Here is an 18,067-nt window from a genome sequence, read left to right on the forward strand (position 1 = left end):
CCGCTGCCGGCAGCCTGACGACATGGCCAGCCGGAAGCCGTCGCCCGGATGAGCCTCGGCTCAGGCGGGCGACGCAAGGCGCCCCCTTGCGGGACGCGGGCAGTGCTGAAAACGCTGTTCTGGGAGCGCCGGTCTCGCAAGGCCCGGGCACCCGGCCATCGGCCGCGGTCATGACCGCGCGGTCACGATGCCATTACGGACCCGGCACTGCGGGCCCAAGGCACTGCGGTCACAAAGCACTGCAGTCACAAAGCACTGCAGTCACAAAGCACGACGGCCCGAAGACACCGCGGTCAGAAACCCCTCAGTGTCACACTATCGCACGGTCGCAGGTGCTACGATCTAGGTACTACGGTCATCGGCACCGCGGCCATCGGTCGCCGCGGTGGAAACACTTGCCGGGATCAGACGATCCCCGTCATGTCGAGATCAGCACGATCCCATGACGCAGGGATCAAACGATCCCCATGACGATTGCGGCGATGAAGACGAAAGCCGCTCCGAAGAAGACCACGTTCATACGTCGGGCATAGGCCATGACGCACCTCCCTGTGGCACGATTACCGAACCTTAACTATACCGCCGCTGAAGGCCACCGCCTAGCAAATTCGTTGCTGCGGCGCGCAGGCAGGATGGTGCGCCGCGAACCGATTTTGCCGCCGAAAGGGAACCCTTTGCTCCGGCTGGGTTTTCCGGCCGCGGCGCGCAAGCGGCCGGAAAAGCCCGCTTGACTCCCCGGGCCCGCTCCGGAATCTATGAGAACATATCAGGAACATAGATCACCCCAATCCGCCGTGGAGCCCGCGTCTCATGGCCGCCGTCCCGCTTTCCGACCTGCGCGCCCGGATCGCCGCCCTGGAAGGGCGCGCGCCGGCGCCGCTTGCCGGTCCGCCGTCCCCCGCGCCGCCCGGGGACGCCGCCGGCGGGCCGGGCCGGGCCGGATCCGGCGCCGCGGATCCCCTCCGCCGCTTCGGCGTGGCGCTGCTGGAGCGGCTCTATCCGCTGGGGGCGTGGCCCGAGGGTACCGTGCACGACGTCACCTGCGCGGGCCACCGTGACGCCGGGGCGCTCACCGGCTTCGCCGCCGCCCTCGTCGCCCGAATGGGGGCTGCGGCGGGCCCGGTGGTCTGGGTCGCCGACGCCGTCACCGCGGGCGAGACCGGCAGCCTCTACGGCCCAGGACTCGCCGCCTTCGGCATCGATCCGTCCCGGCTGCTGCTGGTCACTCCGCGAAGCGCCGCCGAGGCCCTGTGGGCGATCGAGGAGGCGCTGTCGGTGGGCGGGCTGGCGGCGATCGTCGGCGAGATCGGCGGCGCGCCGCGTGCCCTCGACCTCACCGCCACCCGGCGGCTGGCCCTCCGCGCGGAACGGGGCGGCACGCCGGTGCTGCTGCTGCGCCCCGCCGGTCCCGCCATCGCCTCGGCGGCGCGCCTGCGCTTTGCGGTGGCGCCGCGCCCGTCCGGCCCCGATCCGCATGGCCTCGCCGTGCTCGGCCGGCCCGGCTTCGCCGTCCACCTCACCCGCAACCGCGGCGGCCCGACCGGCGCCGTCGACGTGGAGTACTGCCCGCATGACCACCGCTTCCGGCCCCGATCGCCGACGGATTCTCAGCCTCTGGCTGCCGAGGCTCCCGACCGACCGGCGCGCCCGGGACCGGCGGAGATCGTCGCCCTTCGCCGCGTCTCCTGAGCCGCAGGCCGCCGCCGCCCCGCCGCGCGCCACCGTCGCCAAGGTCGGCGCGGCGCAGATCCTCGCCGCTGTCGACGGGCGCGCCGAGGCCTGCGGCCTGGAGCCCGGGCTCGGCCTGGCGGAGGCGCGCGCGCTGGTGCCGGAACTCGCCGTCGATCCGCACGACCCGGAGGCCGACGCCGCCCTGCTGGCCGGCCTCGCCACCGCCTGCGACCGCTACACGCCACTGGTCGGGCTGGATCCGCCCGACGGGCTGTTTCTCGACGTCACCGGCTGCGCCCATCTGTTCGGCGGCGAGGCCGGCCTGCGCGACGATCTGCTTGCCCGCCTCGGCCGGGCCGGTCTGGAGGCCCGGGCCGCCATCGCCGGAACCGCCGGCGCCGCCTGGGCCATGGCGCGCTACGGAAGCGAACCGATCCTCGCCCACGGCCGGATGACCGATGCGCTGGCCCCGCTGCCCGTGGCGGCGCTGCGGCTTGCCCCGGAGACGGCGCGGGCGCTCGCCAGCCTCGGCCTCCGGACCGTCGCCCAGCTCGCCGCCCAGCCGCGCGCGCCGATCGCCGCCCGCTTCGGGCCGCATCTCCTGCGCCGGCTCGACCAGGCGACCGGCGCCGAGGACGAACCGATCACGCCGCTGCGGGCGATGCCGCTCCTGCTGGTGGAACGCCGGCTCGCCGAGCCGGTGTTCCAGTGGGACGTGGTCGCCGCCTATCTCGCCCGCCTCGCCGCCGTGCTGGAGGGCCGGCTGGAGGCGCGCGGCGAGGGCGCCCGGCGGCTGGTGCTCGCCCTCTTCCACGCCGACGGCGCCGTCTCCGGCACCGAGATCGCCACCACCGGTCCGGTGCGCGATCCCGCCCGCATCGCGGCCGTCTTCGCGCCAAAGCTCGACGCGCTCGCCGCCGCCCGGCGGATCGACAGCGGCATCGACCTGATCCGTCTGATGGCGTTCGAGACCGCGCCGCTCACCGCCCGCCAGGGCGACCTCGACGGCCACGGGACGGCCGAGGCCGATCTCGCCCGGCTGATCGACGTGCTCAGCGCCCGGCTGGGGGCCGCCGCCGTGACCCGGCTCGTCGCCGGCGACAGCCACATCCCCGAATTCGCCGGGGCCGCCCTGCCGGCCCAGCGGGTTCCCACGCAAAGACAGCCTCCCCTCACGCCGCGTTCGCTCCGCTCCCCGGCTCCGGGTGGGCGCGCCGGCGCCACCGCACTCGGTCTGGCGGAAGAGGCCGCTCCTTATCCGACCGAACCCGAGCCCCCCGAGCGGCCGCTGCGGCTGTTTTCCCGCCCCGAACCCATCGATACGGTGGCCGCCGTGCCCGATGGTCCGCCGGTGCGCTTCCGCTGGCGCAAGCTTTCCTATGTCGTCGCCCGCGCCGAGGGGCCGGAGCGCATCGCCGCGGAGTGGTGGCACGGCGGCGCCATCGGCCCGACCCGCGACTACTTCCGCGTCGAGGACGTGGACGGCCGCCGCTTCTGGCTGTTCCGCGAGGGCCTGTACGTGCGCGAGACCCCCGCGCCGCGCTGGTACCTGCACGGATTGTTTGGGTAAGCCCCGCAATGCCCGCCCCCCTGTCCCCCCGCTTCGTCGAGCTGGCCGCCGCCACCAACTTCTCCTTCCTGGCCGGTGCGTCGCACCCGGAGGAGATGGCGGTGCGCGCCGCCGAGCTCGGGCTTGCCGGCCTCGCCGTCGCCGACCGCAACACGCTGGCCGGCGTGGTGCGGGCCCACGCGGCGGCGAAACAGGCGGGCCTCGCCTTCGCGGTGGGCTGCCGGCTGTCCTTCACCGACGACACGCCGGACCTTCTCGCCTGGCCCACCGACCGCGCCGCCTACGGCCGGCTCTGCCGGCTGCTCACCGCCGGCAACATGCGCGGCGCCAAGGCCGACTGCCGGCTCCTGCGCACCGACTTACCCGCTTACGCCGAGGGAATGGTCTTCGCGGTCCTGCCCGGCACCGCGCCCGACGCCACCGTGGCGGCCACCGCGGCGCTGCTGGCAGGAGCCACCGCCGAGCCGGTGCGCATGGTCGTCACCGCCGCCTACGGCCCCGCCGACCGGCGCCGCCAGGCCGAGGCCGCCCGCCTCGCCGAACGGCTCGAGCTGCCGCTGCTGGCGAGCCTCCTGCCGCTCTACCACGCGCCGGAGCGGCGCATCCTGCAGGACGTGCTCACCGCGATTTCCGCCCACGTGACCGTGGATGCCGCCGGCACCCGGCTTGCGGCCAACGCCGAGCGCCACCTGAAAGCCCCGGAGGAGGTCGTCCGCCTGTTCCGCGATCACCCGGCCGCCGTTTCCGAGACGGGGCGCCTCTTCTCCCGCCTCGCCTTCTCCCTCGACGAGCTGCGCTACGACTATCCGGAGGAGGTCACCGACCCCGGCTCGACGCCCCAGGAAACGCTGAGCCGCCTGACGCGCGAAGGAGCTGCCGCCCGCTATCCGGCCGGCGTGCCGGCCAAGGTCGAGGCGGCGATCGCCCACGAACTCGCCCTCATCGGCGAGCTCGACTACGCCCCCTATTTCCTCACCGTCCACGACATCGTCCGCTTCGCCCGCTCCCGCGCCATCCTCGCCCAGGGCCGCGGCTCGGCCGCCAACTCCGCCGTCTGCTTCTGCCTGGGGATCACCGAGGTCGACCCGGAGCGCACCGACCTCTTGTTTGAGCGCTTCATCTCGGCGGAGCGCCGCGAGCCGCCCGACATCGACGTCGACTTCGAGCACGAGCGCCGCGAGGAGGTGATCCAGTACGTCTATGCGAAGTACGGCCGCGATCGCGCCGGCCTCGCCGCGACGGTGATTTCCTACCGCAGCCGCTCCGCCGCCCGCGAGATCGGCAAGGCGCTCGGCCTGTCGGAGGACGCCGTCTCGGCGCTGTCCGGAACCATCTGGGGCCACACCTCGGCCGGCGTCAGCCCGGAGGACGCGAAGCGCGCCGGCCTCGATCCCGGCGACGCCCGGATCGCTCATCTGGTCCGGCTGTCCCGGGAGATCATGGGCTTTCCCCGCCACCTCTCCCAGCACGTCGGCGGCTTCGTCATCACCCGCGGCCGGCTCGACGAGGTGGTGCCCGTCACCAAGGCGGCGATGGACGACCGCACCATGGTGGAGTGGGACAAGGACGATCTGGACGCCCTCGGCATCCTGAAGATCGACATCCTGGCGCTCGGCATGCTGACCTGCATCCGCAAGGCGTTCGCGCTGCTCGGCCGCCACTACGCCGATGAGCTCGCCCAGAGCGACGCCGCCCCGCCCTCCGCCTATCCGCGCTTCCACCCGATGCGGGATGGGGAGTGGACCGGCGCCGGCCCCGCCGCCCCCTCCGTCGCCGTCGACCCGCGCAACCTGCCGACGTGCGCGCCCGGGCCGTTGTCCCAACCTCCGCTCATTCCCGCGAAAGCGGGAATCCAGGGCGGCAGGTCCGAAAGCCAGCCGCAAGGCGCGGGATCCCAGCCATCGCCGGACGAGATGGAGGACGGACCGGATCCCGAAACCCTGGCCGCCGCCACCGCCCTCACCGAACCGTGGCCGGTGACGCTCGCGTCCATCCCGGAGGGCGACGCGGCCGTCTACGACATGATCTGCCGGGCCGACACGCTGGGCGTCTTCCAGATCGAGAGCCGCGCCCAGATGACCATGCTGCCTCGGCTCCGCCCCCGCGAATTCTATGACCTCGTCATCGAGGTCGCGATCGTCCGGCCGGGCCCGATCCAGGGCGACATGGTCCATCCCTATCTGCGCCGCCGTCAGGGCAAGGAGAGGGTCGTCTACCCCTCGCCCTCGCCGGCTCACGGTCCCTCCGACGAGCTGGAGCAGGTGCTGGGCAAGACCCTCGGCGTGCCGCTGTTCCAGGAGCAGGCCATGCGCATCGCCATCGTTGCCGCCGGCTTCACCCCGTCGGAAGCCGACCGCCTGCGCCGGGCGATGGCGACCTTCCGCAAGGTCGGCACCATCCACACCTTCCAGGAGAAGATGGTGGAGGGCATGGCCAGGCGCGGCTACGACCGCGCCTTCGCCGAGCGCTGCTTCCAGCAGATCGAGGGCTTCGGCGAATACGGCTTCCCGGAAAGCCACGCGGCCAGCTTCGCGCTCCTCGTCTACGCCTCCTGCTGGCTCAAGTGCCACTACCCGGACGTCTTCTGCGCGGCGCTGCTCAACAGCCAGCCGATGGGCTTCTACGCCCCCTCCCAGATCGTCCGCGATGCCCAGCGCCACGGCGTCGCCGCCCGCCCCGCCTGCGTCAACCGCTCCGACTGGGACACCATCCTGGAGCCCGGCCCGGCGGCCCGCGACCGGCTCCACCGCGACCACGCCTCGATGCGCGACGCGATCCGCTCAACCCGCGCCGTGCGCCTCGGCCTGCGCCAGATCCGCGGCCTGTCGGAGGATGCCGTCGCCACCCTGGTGCGCCACCGGGGTGCCGGCTACGATTCCGTGCGCGACCTCTGGCTCAGGACCGGCCTCTCCCGCGCCGTGGTCGAGCGGCTGGCCGAGGCCGACGCCTTCGCCGGTCTCGGGCTCACCCGCCGCGATGCCCTGTGGGCGGCGCGCGGCCTCGATGCGGGGGCGGCGGTGGAGAGCCTGCCGCTGTTCGCCGCCGCCGACACGCGCGCGCTCCGGGAGGAGCCCGACGCCCACCTGCCGCCGATGCCGCCCGGCGAGGAGGTGATCCACGACTACCGCACGCTGGCGCTGTCGCTGAAGGCGCATCCGGCCGCCTTCGTGCGCGGCCAGCTCAATGCCGAACGGGTGCTGCCGGCCGAGCGGCTGTCGGAAATGCCCAACAACCGGCGCGTCTCGGTGGCCGGGCTGGTGCTGGTGCGGCAGCGTCCGGGATCGGCCAAGGGGGTGATCTTCATGACGCTGGAGGACGAGACCGGCGTCGCCAACATCATCGTCTGGCCGAAGACCTTCGAGCAGTTCCGCGCCGTCGTGCTCGGCAGCCGCTTCACCCTGGTGACCGGCCGTCTGCAGGTGCAGGACGGCGTAATCCACATCGTCGCCGACCGGCTGGTCGACCGCACCGCCGACCTCGCCGCCCTGCGGAACGACCCGTTCGCCGCCCGCAGTGCCCGGGATGCGACACGCCGCAAGGGGCCCGTCCTGCCGGAGGTGGAAGCCGCGATGGCCCATGCCGACGAGGTGAAGACCCAGAGCGAGGACGCCCGCGACAAGCCGAAGCCGTCGGCGCGGATTGCCAGCCTGCTGAACGACATGCCGGAGCTCGCCGCCGACGCGGCGCGCATCAAGGCCGCTTCCGACAGTCGGCGGCCGCCTCCCGCTGCCAAACGTCCGAAGGCCCCGCAGGAGACCGACAAGACGGCCGGTCCCGCCGCCGGCGATCCGCCCCCAGCCCCCCGCTCCACCTGGTTCACCCCGCGCCGTGCGGCCTCCGACACCGCCGGCATCGGCCGCCACGCCGACGAACGCGCCAAGGCGACCGAGACCCGCAGGGCACTGCCCAAGGGCAGGAATTTTCACTGACAGGCAAAGCCAGGAAAAGCCAGGAAAAGTGGGAGCCGGTTTTCCGTCCGGCTTTGCGATGAAAAAAGCCCGCGCCCACGCCGGTGCGCTTGGCGCACGGCTCAGCGGGGCGCCCTGACCGGCCGGCGCGCGGTCGCGCGCGGGTAGGTGCCGTGCGGACAGGCCGTTGCGCCTTGCCCCCGGCACCTGCCCCATACCCCGCTCATCCCGGCGCAAGCGGGGATCCAGGACCACAGGCCGCAGCCCCGGCCCCATCAGCCTCTGACGGTTTGCCCCGTGCTTCCGCAGGACGAAAAGTCCCCGCGGGGGTGCAATCCGTGTGCAGTCGGATAGGCTGGCGCAGACGACGGAGGCAGACCCGATGCGCAGACTCCGCACGCACGCCGCCGCGCTCCTCAGCGTCGCGCTCCTGGCCCTGGCGGGCCCTGCACCCCATGCCGAGGCGCAAGCCGACCGCGTCGACATCGCTTTGGTGCTCGCCTTCGACTGCTCCTACTCCGTCGACGCCCGCGAATACGACCTGCAGCGCCGCGGCATCGCCAAGGCCTTCCTCGATGCCGAGATCGTCACCGCCCTGCAGGCCGGGCCCAACGGCCGCATCGCCGTCACCGTGGTGCAGTGGTCGGCCGACGACATCCAGACCGTCGCCGTCCCCTGGCGCATCGTCGACGGACCGGTGGCCGCCGCCGAGCTGGCCGACCGCATCGGCCGGATGCCGCGCCTGGCGCCGCCCGGCTCCACCTCGATCTCGGCGGCGATCCTCTACAGCGCCGGCCTGCTGGCACGCACCCCGTTCGCCGCCGACAGGCGCGTCATCGACGTCGCCACCGACGGCATCAACAACCTCGGCCCCTGGCTGAAGGACGCCCGCGACGCCGCCCTCGCCCGCGGCATCACCATCAACGGCCTCGCCATCGAGGACGAGGTCGACTACCTGCGCCACTACCTCCGGAACCGGATGATCGGCGGACCGGGCGCCTTCGTTGAGATCGCCGACGACTACGACGACTTCGAGCGCGCCATCCGCATCAAGCTGCTGCGCGAGATCCTGCCGGCGGTGGGCTGAGCAAAAGGTCCCCTCACGCCGAGTTCGCTTCGCTCACCGGCTCCGGGTGGGCGGCCTCCGGCCGGCGCGCGGTCGCGCGCTGGTGGTGTTCTCCGGATAAGTGAGTGCGGGTGAGTTTCCGAACCTGTCCAAATCTCCGCTCATTCCCGCGAAAGCGGGAATCCAGGGCGACGAACTGCAGCCCTCCGAACAGCCTTGATTTCCCTCCCTCAGGTGCCCTGGCCGCCGTCCTCGCCGCCTTCGCCGCCATCGGGCGGGCCGGACTCGGTGGCGCCCGCCTGGCCGGAGCGGGTGCGGTAGACGGCGCCGCCGGCGCCGCGGTCGTTGGTGGCATTGTCCGTGTCGGCGGATGCCGCGCCGCCCGTGCCGCCGGCGCCCTCGGGATCCGCCGCCGCCGATTGAAACCGCGGCTTGCCGTCCGCGTCCGGCGGCAGGAACAGCTCCGGCACCCCCTCCGGCAGCTTCTCCACGTAGAGCGAGGTCGACGGGAAGGCGAAGCTCGAGCCGGCCCCGTAGACGATGTCGACCATCTTGTAGGCGAGCCGCTCCTTGGCCTGCAGCCACTCGCCCCAGACGGTCGTCTTGGTGAAGCAGTAGACCATGATGTTGATGGACGAGGAGCCGAAGGAATCGATGCGCACGAAGGTCGAGGCCTGCTGCGGCGGCGCGAAATCGCCGCACTCCAGGATGTAACGCTCGATGCCGTCGCGGATCTCCTTCAGCTGGTCGACGCTCTTGGTGTAGCCGACGCCGACGGTCCAGTAGATCCGGCGCCGGCGCATCGCCGTGTAGTTGGTGACGGCGTTTTCCGACAGCGCCGCGTTCGGCACCTGCGCTAGGGTGTCGTCGAAGTTGCGGATCCGGGTGGAGCGGAAGCCGATATATTCCACCGTCCCGTCGACGACGCCGTCGACCTTGATCCAGTCGCCGTACTGGAAGCGCTTCTCGATCAGGATGAGAAAGCCGGCGATCAGGTTCTTAAACAGGTCCTGCGCGCCCAGCGCCACCGCCGCGCCGACGATGCCCATGCCGGCCAGCAGCGGGCCCACCTGCACGCCCCATTCCTGCAGGACCGCTGCGCCGGCCAGGAAGATGATGAGGCCCTTCACCACCCGCTTCACCCAGTCGATCATGGTGCGGCTGAGGGTGCGCTTGACCGGCTGCACGGCATCGATCATCGGCCCCACCAGGCCGATCAGCGCCCAGAACACCGCGATCAGGATCAGGCTGCCGACGACATGGTCGGCCAGCGCCGCGACGCGGCCGTTGGCGTCCACCTGCAGGATCTCGAAGGCGAGGAACGCACCGAGCGCGATCGGCAGGAGACCGGCCGGCCCCTTCAGCGCCTCGCGCACGTCCGCGCGCATGCCGTCGCCCTTGAACCCGGCAAGCCGCCCGAACAGCGTCACGATCAGGTAGCGCAGCGGCCGGCGCAGGGCGAGAAACAGCACGAACACCGCAAGCCCCACCAGGATCCGGTCGAGCGGAAAGCCCAGCGTCTCCCGGTCGAGCGCCGTCTGGGCGTCGGTCCAGGCACCCATCGCCTGAGGAAAGGCCTCCTGCAGCCGGGCTGCGACCTCGTCGGGCGTCATCGCGCGCCCCCGCTCTCGATCGTCGCTCTCATGCCCCCGTCGCCTCCCCGCAGCGGTCCCCCGGGCGCCGCCTCCGACCGGATGAGCCCAACCGGTCGATGAAAAACGGCTCCCGAATCAATGCCTTGAGAACCCCATTCCGGTTCGGGTCGCGTCGATCCGAACCGGCGATGCTCCAGCCTCCGAGTGGTAGCCGCTCCGCCCGCCCGCGCCAAGCCGGCCGCCGAAAATGCATCGCGGCGGGTGGTCAGATCGCCCGCGCCGCGCGACACTCCGCGGCGAACGCACCCTCCCCGCCCACGCGCTCCAGGAGCCAGCGATGTCGGTACGCCCCCTTCTCCGCCTTACGGCCGTCGCGGTCGCCACCCTGTGGATCGGCCAGGCCTCCGCCCAGGACACCGCGATCCTGTCGGCCACGCCGCGCTTCCATCCGGTCGTCGCCGAACACGGGATGGTGGCCAGCCAGGAGGCGCTGGCGACGCTGGTCGGCGTCGACATCCTGCGGGCCGGCGGCAACGCGGTCGACGCGGCTGTGGCGGTCGCCTTCGCGCTTTCCGTCACCCTGCCGCGCGCCGGCAACATCGGGGGCGGCGGCTTCATGATGGTCCACCAGGCGGAAACCGGCGAGACCTCGGCGATCGACTACCGCGAGGAGGCGCCAGAGGCCGCCACCGAGGACATGTTCCTCAACGAGGCCGGCGAGGCCGATCCGGTGAAGTCGCGGTTTTCCGGCCTCGGCGTCGGCGTGCCGGGCACCGTGCGCGGCATGGCGCTGGCCCATGCCCGCTTCGGCTCCGGCCAACTCTCCTGGGCCGATCTCATCGCCCCCGCCATCCGGCTCGCCCGCGACGGCTTCCCGGTCAGCGACGACCTCGCCTCCTCGCTCGCCTCCAACTGGACGAAGGTGCATCTCGGCCGCGATGCGGAGGCGAGCCGGGTCTTCTACGGCGCCACTAGCGGCCCGCCGGCGGCCGGCTCCATCATGACCCGCCCCGACCTTGCCGCCACCCTGCAGACCATCGCCGAGAAAGGCCCGGACGCCTTCTACGAAGGCCCGATCGCCGAGGCGATCGTCGCCAAGGTCAACGGTGCCGGCGGACGCATGACCGCCAAGGACTTCGCCGACTACGAGGCGAAGGTCCGCAAGCCGGTGACCGGCAGCTACAACGGCTACGAGATCGCCTCGATGCCGCCGCCGAGCTCCGGCGGCATCCACCTGATCCAGATCCTGGAAATCCTGGAAGGCCTGCCCATCGCCGAGAGCGGCCTCAACTCGGCGAAGACCATCCACCTGATGAGCGAGGCGATGAGCTACGCCTACGCCGACCGCTCGAAATATCTGGGCGACCCGGATTTCGTGACGGTCCCCGTCGACTGGCTCACCTCGCCGGAGTATGCGGCCGAGGTGCGCGCGAAGATCGATCCGGACCATGCGACGCCGGCCTCCGAGATCAAGCCCGGCGAGGCACCGGCCGGCCACGAGAGCAACGAGACGACCCACTTCTCCATCGTCGATGCCGCCGGCAACGCGGTCTCCAACACCTACACGCTGAACTTTTCCTACGGCGTCGGCCTGGTCGCCGACGGCACCGGCATCCTGCTCAACAACGAGCTCGACGACTTTTCGGCGAAGAAGGGCGTGCCGAACGCCTACGGGCTGATCGGCGGCGACGCCAACGCTGTGGAGGCCAACAAGCGGCCGCTGTCGTCGATGACGCCGACCATCGTCTTCAAGGACGGCGAGGTGTTCCTGGTTACCGGCTCGCCGGGCGGCAGCCGCATCATCACCACCGTGCTGGAGGTCATCCTCAACACCGTCACCCACGGCCTCGACATCGCCAGTGCCACCGCCGCGCCGCGCATCCACGACCAGTGGCTGCCGGACGAGATCCGCATCGAGCAGGGCATCAGCCCCGACACCGTGCGGATCCTCGAGGAGATGGGCCACAAGGTGGTGATGAAGGACGCCATGGGCTCGACCCAGTCGATCGAGGTCGGCCCCGACGGCATCCTCTACGGCGCCTCCGATCCGCGCAGCGCCGGCTCGCTGGCGGCGGGCTACTAGGTCCGATCCCCGCCCCGAAAGAGAAACGCCCGGCAGCGGAGGCTGCCGGGCGCGTGATGGAAAGTCGCACTCTGAACCGGAGCCGGCATGCGCCGGCCCCTGGGGATCCGGGGTTGCCTACACCGCCTCGATGGCCAGCGCGATGCCCTGGCCGACGCCGATGCACATGGTGGCGAGCGCCTTCTTGCCACCGCGCCGCTGCATCTCGCGCATGGCGGTGCCGACGATGCGGGCGCCGGACATGCCGAGCGGATGGCCGAGCGCGATGGCGCCGCCGTTCGGGTTGACGTGCTCGGCGTCGTCGGGGAGGCCGAGCTGGCGCAGCACCGCCAGCGACTGGCTGGCGAACGCCTCGTTCAGCTCGATGACGTCGAAGTCGCCGATCTTCAGGCCGTAGCGCTCCATCAGCTTCTGCGTAGCCGGCGCCGGGCCGATGCCCATGATGCGCGGCGGCACGCCGGCGGTCGCCCCGCCGATCACCTTGGCGATCGGCGTCAGGCCGTACTTCTCCACCGCCTCGGCGGAAGCGAGCAGCAGCGCGGCGGCGCCGTCATTGACGCCCGAGGCGTTGCCGGCGGTCACCGTGCCGTTCTCGCGGAACGGGGTGGGCAGCTTGGCGAGCTTCTCCGCCGTGGTGCCGGCGCGCGGATGCTCGTCGATGTCGACGACGATCGGGTCCGCCTTGCGCTGGGGGATGGTCACCGGGATGATTTCCTCACCCAGCCGGCCGGCTTCCTGGGCCGCCACGGCGCGCTGCTGGGAGCGGGCGGCGAAGGCATCCTGGTCGGCGCGGTTGATCTGGAAGTCCTCGGCGACGTTCTCGCCGGTCTCCGGCATGGAATCCACGCCGTACTGCTTCTTCATCAGCGGATTGACGAAGCGCCAGCCGATGGTGGTGTCGTAGATCTCGGCCTTGCGGGAGAAGGCCGTGTCGGCCTTCGGCATCACGAACGGCGCCCGCGACATGGACTCCACGCCGCCGGCGATGACTAGGTCCGCTTCGCCGGTCTTGATCATCCGCGCCGCCATGGCGGTCGCGTCCATGCCGGAGCCGCACAGCCGGTTGATGGTGGTGCCGGAGACGTTCTCCGGCAGGCCTGCGAGCAGGACGGCCATGCGGGCGACGTTGCGGTTGTCCTCGCCGGCCTGGTTGGCATTGCCGAAGATCACGTCGTCGACGGCGGAGAAGTCGACGGAGCCGTTGCGCGCGACCAGCGCCTTCAGCGGCAGCGCGCCCAGGTCGTCGGCGCGGACGGCGGACAGGCTGCCCCCGAACCGGCCGATCGGAGTGCGGACGTAGTCGACGATATAGGCCTCGCGCATGGGCTTTCGGTCCTTTCGTGGATCTTGTGACGGGCGGCGCCGGAAGCAGCCGCGGCCGGTGTGTGGGTGCGATTTCGAACCGGCAGGGCCCGCTGTCAAGTGCCGCCGGGCGGAACCCAGGCGATGCAACGCGGTCACAATGGCGCGAAATGGGTCCGCCCAAGGTGCTTCAGGTCCTTTCGCCTGCGTCCCTTTGAGTGCTAAAGCCAAGGTGACTGCCGTCTGGTGCAGTGGGGGCTGGGAGGGTTGAGTATGGGTGTGTGCTGCGGCGAACGCGTGTCCAGCGTGCGATCGAAGAGAACGCCCCTTTCGGCGGCAATCACGGTCGCGGTTTGCATCGCCGCAACGGCACCCGCCCTGGCCCAGGCCCCCGGCGGCGGCAGCAAGGCCCCTCCGGCCGTGGTCGTCACCGCGATCCAGTCCGAGGAGGTGGCCGCCTCGGCCCAGTTCCTCGGCCGCATCCAGGCGATCCAGCAGGTCGAGGTAGTGGCCCGGGTCGAGGGCTTCCTGAACGAGGTCGCCTTCAAGGAAGGCGATTTCGTCAAGAAGGGAGAGCTCCTCTACCAGATCGAGCAGGACCAGTATCAGGCGCAGCTTGCCTCCGCCCAGGCGCAGCTCGCCACCGCCAAGGCGCAGAAGTCCGGCGCCGAGGCCAGCCTCAAGAACGCCCAGGTCAACCTCGACCGCCAGCAGACCCTTCTGGAGAAGCAGACCGTCTCCCAGTCGGTGGTCGATCAGGCCCAGGCCGAGCGCGACGAGGCCGCCGCCAACGTGCAGAGCGGCCAGGCGTCGATCGAATCCGCCAACGCCGCCATCCAGACCGCCCAGATCAACCTCGGCTACACGACGATCGCCTCGCCCATCGACGGCCGGATCGGCGCCACCAACGTGACGCAGGGCAACCTGGTCAACACCCAGTCCGGCACGCTCTCCACGGTGGTGCAGCTTGATCCCATCCGGATGGTCTTCTCCATCCCGGAGACCTACTGGATCGAGTTCGCCCAGGAGAAGGGCATGACCGCCGCGTCCGCCGAGGGAAAATCCTTCGTGCCGTCGATCGTCCTGCCCAACGGCAAGACCTACGACAAGGCCGGCGAACTCGCCTTCGTCAGCAACCAGGTCGACCAGACCACCGGCACCGTCGCCGTCTACGCCAATTTCCCCAACCCCGACGGCGCCCTGCTCCCCGGCGGCTACGTGACCGCCATCCTGCGCAAGGCGGAGCAGCAGAATCTGCCAATCGTGCCGCTGTCGGCCGTCCAGCAGGACCGTCAGGGCCGCTACGTCTTCGTCCTCGACTCCACCAACAAGGTGCAGGAGCGCCGGATCGAGACCTCCATCCAGGTCCAGGACGGCTGGGCCGTCACCTCGGGCCTGCAGGACGGTGACACCGTCGTCGTCCAGGGCGTCCAGAAGATCCAGCCGGGCATGGAAGTCGCGCCCACCGCGGTGTCGTTCAAGAACGCCTCCCAGGCCGGGTCGTCGCAGGACTCTGAGACGGCGGACGCCCAGCCGGGCGACGGGGCCAAGGGCGCCGATGCCTCGACCGACGGCAAGGCCGCACCTGCGGCACCTGCCGGATCCTCCGGCGCGAGCGGGACATCGACCTCCTCCGGCTCGGGGAACTAGAGCATGATCTCCGAGATCTGCGTAAACAGGCCGCGCCTCGCCGCGGTCATCTCCATCGTATTGACCGTCGCCGGCATTCTGGCGCTGCTGTCGATCCCGATCGCCCAGTATCCCGAGATCACGCCGCCGGTGGTTCAGGTCACCGCGACCTATCCGGGCGCCGACGCCGCCACCATCGCCAACACTGTCGGCGGCCCCATCGAGGAGCAGGTCAACGGCGTTGAGGACATGATCTACATGTCCTCGGTCTCGTCCTCGGCCGGCACCTACACCCTGTCGGTGTCGTTCGATATCGGCACCGATCCGGACATCGCGCAGGTCAACGTCCAGAACCGCGTGTCCCAGGCGACCTCGAAGCTGCCCTCCTCGGTGATCGAGCAGGGCGTCGTCGTGCAGGCGCAGTCGACCAACATGCTGTTGGTCATCAACGTCTTTTCGCCCGACGGCAGCTTCGATCCGGTCTACCTGTCCAACTATACCTCCATCAACATCCGCGACCCGCTGGCGCGCGTTGAAGGCGTCGGCGCCGCCAACCTGCTGGGCGAGCTCGACTATTCGATGCGCATCTGGCTGAATCCGGACAAGATGTCGGCGATCGGCCTGTCGCCCCAGGACGTGGTGAGCGCCATCCAGGCGCAGAACATCCAGGCGGCGCTGGGCCAGATCGGCGGCCCGCCGATCGGCGACGATCAGGTCAACCAGTACACGATCACCGCCGTCGGACAGCTGGAGACCCCGTCCGAGTTCGAGCAGATCATCGTGCGCACCGGCGAAGACGGCGCGGTCGTCCGCGTCGGCGACATCGGCCGCGTCGAGCTCGGCGCCCAGACCTACTCGTCGGTCTCCCGCCTCAACGGCGCACCGGCCGCGACGCTCGCGATCTATCAGGCGCCGGGCGCCAACGCGCTCGCCGTCGCCAAGGGCGTTCAGGCCCAGCTGGCCGAGCTGAAGAGCCGGTTCCCCGAAGGCATCGACGTCCAGACCGTCTACGATTCCACCCTGTTCGTGTCGGCGTCGATCGAGGAAATCACCTACACGCTCGCCATCACCGGCGTGATCGTGCTGCTGGTGGTGTTCATCTTTCTGGAGAGCGTGCGGGCGACGATCATTCCCGCCATCACCATCCCGGTGTCGCTGGTCGGCGTGTTCGTCTTCCTGATGTTGTTCGGGTTCTCGCTCAACACGATCTCGATGTTCGCGGTGGTGCTCGCCATCGGCCTTGTCGTCGACGACGCGATCGTGGTGGTGGAGAACGTCACGCGCGTGATGGAGGAAGAAGGCCTTCCCGCCCGCGAGGCGACCATCAAGGCGATGAAGCAGGTCACCGGCCCGATCGTCTCCACGACGCTGGTGCTGTTCGCCGTGTTCGGCCCGGTCTCGTTCTTCCCCGGCATCACCGGCGAGCTGTTCCGCCAGTTCGCCGTGACCATCTCGATGGCGGTGTTCATCTCCATGGTGAACGCGCTGACGCTGTCGCCGGCGCTCTGCTCGCTGGTGCTCCGGCCGCCGAAGGAGCGCAAGAACGTCTTCTTCCGCTACTTCAACAAGGGCCTCGACAAGACCCGCAGCGGCTATGTCAGCGTCGTCGGCGTCGTCGCCCGGCGGTCCGCCATTGCCGGTGTCCTGATCCTGGTGGTCGGCGGCGTCGCCTTCTTCCTGCTCGGGCGGCTGCCCGGCGCGTTCATTCCGAACGAGGACCAGGGCGTGCTGTTCGTCGACGTGAGCCTGGAATCGAGCGCCGCGCTGCCGCAGACCGAACGGATCATGGATCAGGTCGAGAAGATCGCCCGCAAGCAGACCGGCGTGGCCAACGTGGTGACCGTGTCGGGCTACAGCCTGCTCTCCGGCGCCCCCGGATCCAACAACGGTCTCGCGATCATCGTCCTGAACCCGTGGGACGAGCGGACCACGCCGGAAACGTCGCTGAAGGCGATCTACGAGAACCTGTCGGCCGAGTACGCGGCCATTCCCGCGGCCAACGTCTTCGCGTTCCCGCCGCCGGCCATTCCCGGCCTCGGCAGCGCCGCCGGCTTCGACTACCGGCTCGAGGCGATCGGCGGGCAGTCGCCCAGCGACATGTCCTCGGCGCTGCGCGCTTTGATCATCGCCGCCAACGCCGATCCGCGCATCGCGTCGGCCTACTCGAGCTACAACGCCGACGTGCCGCGCGTATACCTGAACGTCGACCGGACCAAGGCCCAGGCGCTGCAGGTCTCGGTGTCGAGCCTCTACAACACGCTGCAGGCGCAGCTGGGCTCGATGTTCGTCAACAACTTCACCTACCTGGACCGCATCTTCCAGGTGAACATCCAGGCCGACCAGCAGTTCCGGAACCAGATCGACGACATCAACCGGCTGTACGTCCGCTCGGCGTCCGGCGACATGGTGCCGGTGTCGACGCTGGCGACGACGACCTTCGATTTCGGACCGAGCCTCGCCTACCGCTACAACCAGTTCATGTCGGCGCAGATCAACGGCTCGGCCGCGGCGGGCTACGCCTCCGGCGACGCCATGAAGGCGATGGAGGAGGTCTCGGCCAAGACGCTGCCCGAGGGGTACGCCTTCGAGTGGTCGAGCCTGTCCTACCAGGAGGCCACCCAGAGCGGCTCCATCGGGGCGCTGTTCGGCATGGCGCTGCTGTTCGGCTACCTGTTCCTGGTGGCGCAGTACGAAAGCTGGGCGATCCCGTTCGCGGTGCTGACCTCGGTGGCGGTGGCCGTGCTGGGCGCGGTCGGAGCGGTGACCATCTTCGGCATCGCGCTGAACGTCTACGTGCAGATCGGCCTGGTGCTGCTGATAGGACTGGCGGCCAAGAACGCGATCCTGATCGTCGAGTTCTCCAAGGAGGAACGCGAGGCCGGGCACACCCGCTACGGGGCCGCCCTGCAGGGTGCCCACATGCGGTTCCGCGCCGTGCTGATGACCGCCTTCGCGTTCATCCTCGGGCTGTTCCCGCTGGTCACCGCGACGGGTGCGGGCGCGGTCAGCCGTGTGGTCCTCGGCATCACCGTGCTCGGCGGCATGCTGGCGGCCACCGTGGTCGGCATCATCCTGATCCCGGGCCTCTACGTGATGTTCCAGTACATCGGCGATTTCTGCGGCGGCAAGCGGGTCGACCACGCCGAGCCGGAGCACGTGAAGGATCCGCTCGCCTGACCGGCGGGCGGGCCGGACGGCAGGGGACGGAATGAGGAAAACGGGCGCTTCGGCGCCCGTTTTCAC

At 70.5% G+C, this 18,067-nt stretch carries 9 protein-coding genes; 7 read left to right on the plus strand and 2 right to left on the minus strand.

Going from position 1 to position 18,067, the window contains the following annotated elements; translation table 11 throughout:
• Positions 1–810: 810 nt before the first annotated feature.
• The 4 genes from ACSSVZ_RS05115 (at position 811) to ACSSVZ_RS05130 (ending at position 8,236) form a co-directional block, all read left to right on the plus strand.
• Positions 811–1,689, plus strand: coding sequence for an ImuA family protein (locus ACSSVZ_RS05115; RefSeq protein ID WP_453968703.1), 879 nt, complete (start codon positions 811–813; stop codon positions 1,687–1,689).
• The gene (locus ACSSVZ_RS05120; protein WP_453968704.1) at positions 1,571–3,241 is read left to right on the plus strand and encodes a Y-family DNA polymerase; all 1,671 of its coding nucleotides are present in this window, start codon (positions 1,571–1,573) and stop codon (positions 3,239–3,241) included. The genes ACSSVZ_RS05115 and ACSSVZ_RS05120 overlap by 119 nt, the downstream gene beginning before the upstream one ends.
• Before the next feature lie 8 nt (positions 3,242–3,249).
• A complete protein-coding gene (locus ACSSVZ_RS05125; protein WP_453968705.1) occupies positions 3,250–7,170 on the plus strand; it encodes a helix-hairpin-helix domain-containing protein in 3,921 nt (1,306 codons plus the stop codon).
• A 361-nt stretch (positions 7,171–7,531) separates the two neighbouring features.
• The gene (locus ACSSVZ_RS05130) at positions 7,532–8,236 is read left to right on the plus strand and encodes a DUF1194 domain-containing protein (RefSeq protein ID WP_453968707.1); all 705 of its coding nucleotides are present in this window, start codon (positions 7,532–7,534) and stop codon (positions 8,234–8,236) included.
• A gap of 209 nt (positions 8,237–8,445) precedes the next feature.
• Here the strand turns inward: ACSSVZ_RS05130 and ACSSVZ_RS05135 are convergent, their stop codons facing one another.
• Positions 8,446–9,828, minus strand: a complete 1,383-nt coding sequence (locus ACSSVZ_RS05135) for a mechanosensitive ion channel family protein (protein ID WP_453968709.1) — start codon at positions 9,826–9,828, stop codon at positions 8,446–8,448.
• Positions 9,829–10,147: 319 nt separating this feature from the next.
• Here ACSSVZ_RS05135 and ggt point away from each other — a divergent pair, with 319 nt between their 5' ends.
• Positions 10,148–11,893, plus strand: coding sequence for a gamma-glutamyltransferase (gene ggt / locus ACSSVZ_RS05140; RefSeq protein WP_453968711.1), 1,746 nt, complete (start codon positions 10,148–10,150; stop codon positions 11,891–11,893).
• Positions 11,894–12,010: 117 nt separating this feature from the next.
• Here the strand turns inward: ggt and pcaF are convergent, their stop codons facing one another.
• Positions 12,011–13,216, minus strand: a complete 1,206-nt coding sequence (gene pcaF / locus ACSSVZ_RS05145) for a 3-oxoadipyl-CoA thiolase (protein WP_453968715.1) — start codon at positions 13,214–13,216, stop codon at positions 12,011–12,013.
• 285 nt (positions 13,217–13,501) lie between these two features.
• Here pcaF and ACSSVZ_RS05150 point away from each other — a divergent pair, with 285 nt between their 5' ends.
• On the plus strand, positions 13,502–14,845 hold the full coding sequence (locus ACSSVZ_RS05150) for an efflux RND transporter periplasmic adaptor subunit (protein ID WP_453968716.1): 1,344 nt from the start codon (positions 13,502–13,504) through the stop codon (positions 14,843–14,845).
• 3 nt (positions 14,846–14,848) lie between these two features.
• A complete protein-coding gene (locus tag ACSSVZ_RS05155; protein WP_453968718.1) occupies positions 14,849–18,001 on the plus strand; it encodes an efflux RND transporter permease subunit in 3,153 nt (1,050 codons plus the stop codon).
• Positions 18,002–18,067 lie beyond the last annotated feature (66 nt).

It is taken from the genome of Amorphus sp. MBR-141 (assembly GCF_053628695.1).

Bases quoted from the DNA above. Each gene is read 5' to 3' on its own strand.
- pcaF (WP_453968715.1), bottom strand. From the start codon at position 13,216: ATGCGCGAGGCCTATATCGTCGACTACGTCCGCACTCCGATCGGCCGG.
- ggt (WP_453968711.1), top strand. From the start codon at position 10,148: ATGTCGGTACGCCCCCTTCTCCGCCTTACGGCCGTCGCGGTCGCCACC.
- ACSSVZ_RS05120 (WP_453968704.1), top strand. From the start codon at position 1,571: ATGACCACCGCTTCCGGCCCCGATCGCCGACGGATTCTCAGCCTCTGG.
- ACSSVZ_RS05155 (WP_453968718.1), top strand. From the start codon at position 14,849: ATGATCTCCGAGATCTGCGTAAACAGGCCGCGCCTCGCCGCGGTCATC.
- ACSSVZ_RS05130 (WP_453968707.1), top strand. From the start codon at position 7,532: ATGCGCAGACTCCGCACGCACGCCGCCGCGCTCCTCAGCGTCGCGCTC.
- ACSSVZ_RS05125 (WP_453968705.1), top strand. From the start codon at position 3,250: ATGCCCGCCCCCCTGTCCCCCCGCTTCGTCGAGCTGGCCGCCGCCACC.
- ACSSVZ_RS05135 (WP_453968709.1), bottom strand. From the start codon at position 9,828: ATGACGCCCGACGAGGTCGCAGCCCGGCTGCAGGAGGCCTTTCCTCAG.
- ACSSVZ_RS05115 (WP_453968703.1), top strand. From the start codon at position 811: ATGGCCGCCGTCCCGCTTTCCGACCTGCGCGCCCGGATCGCCGCCCTG.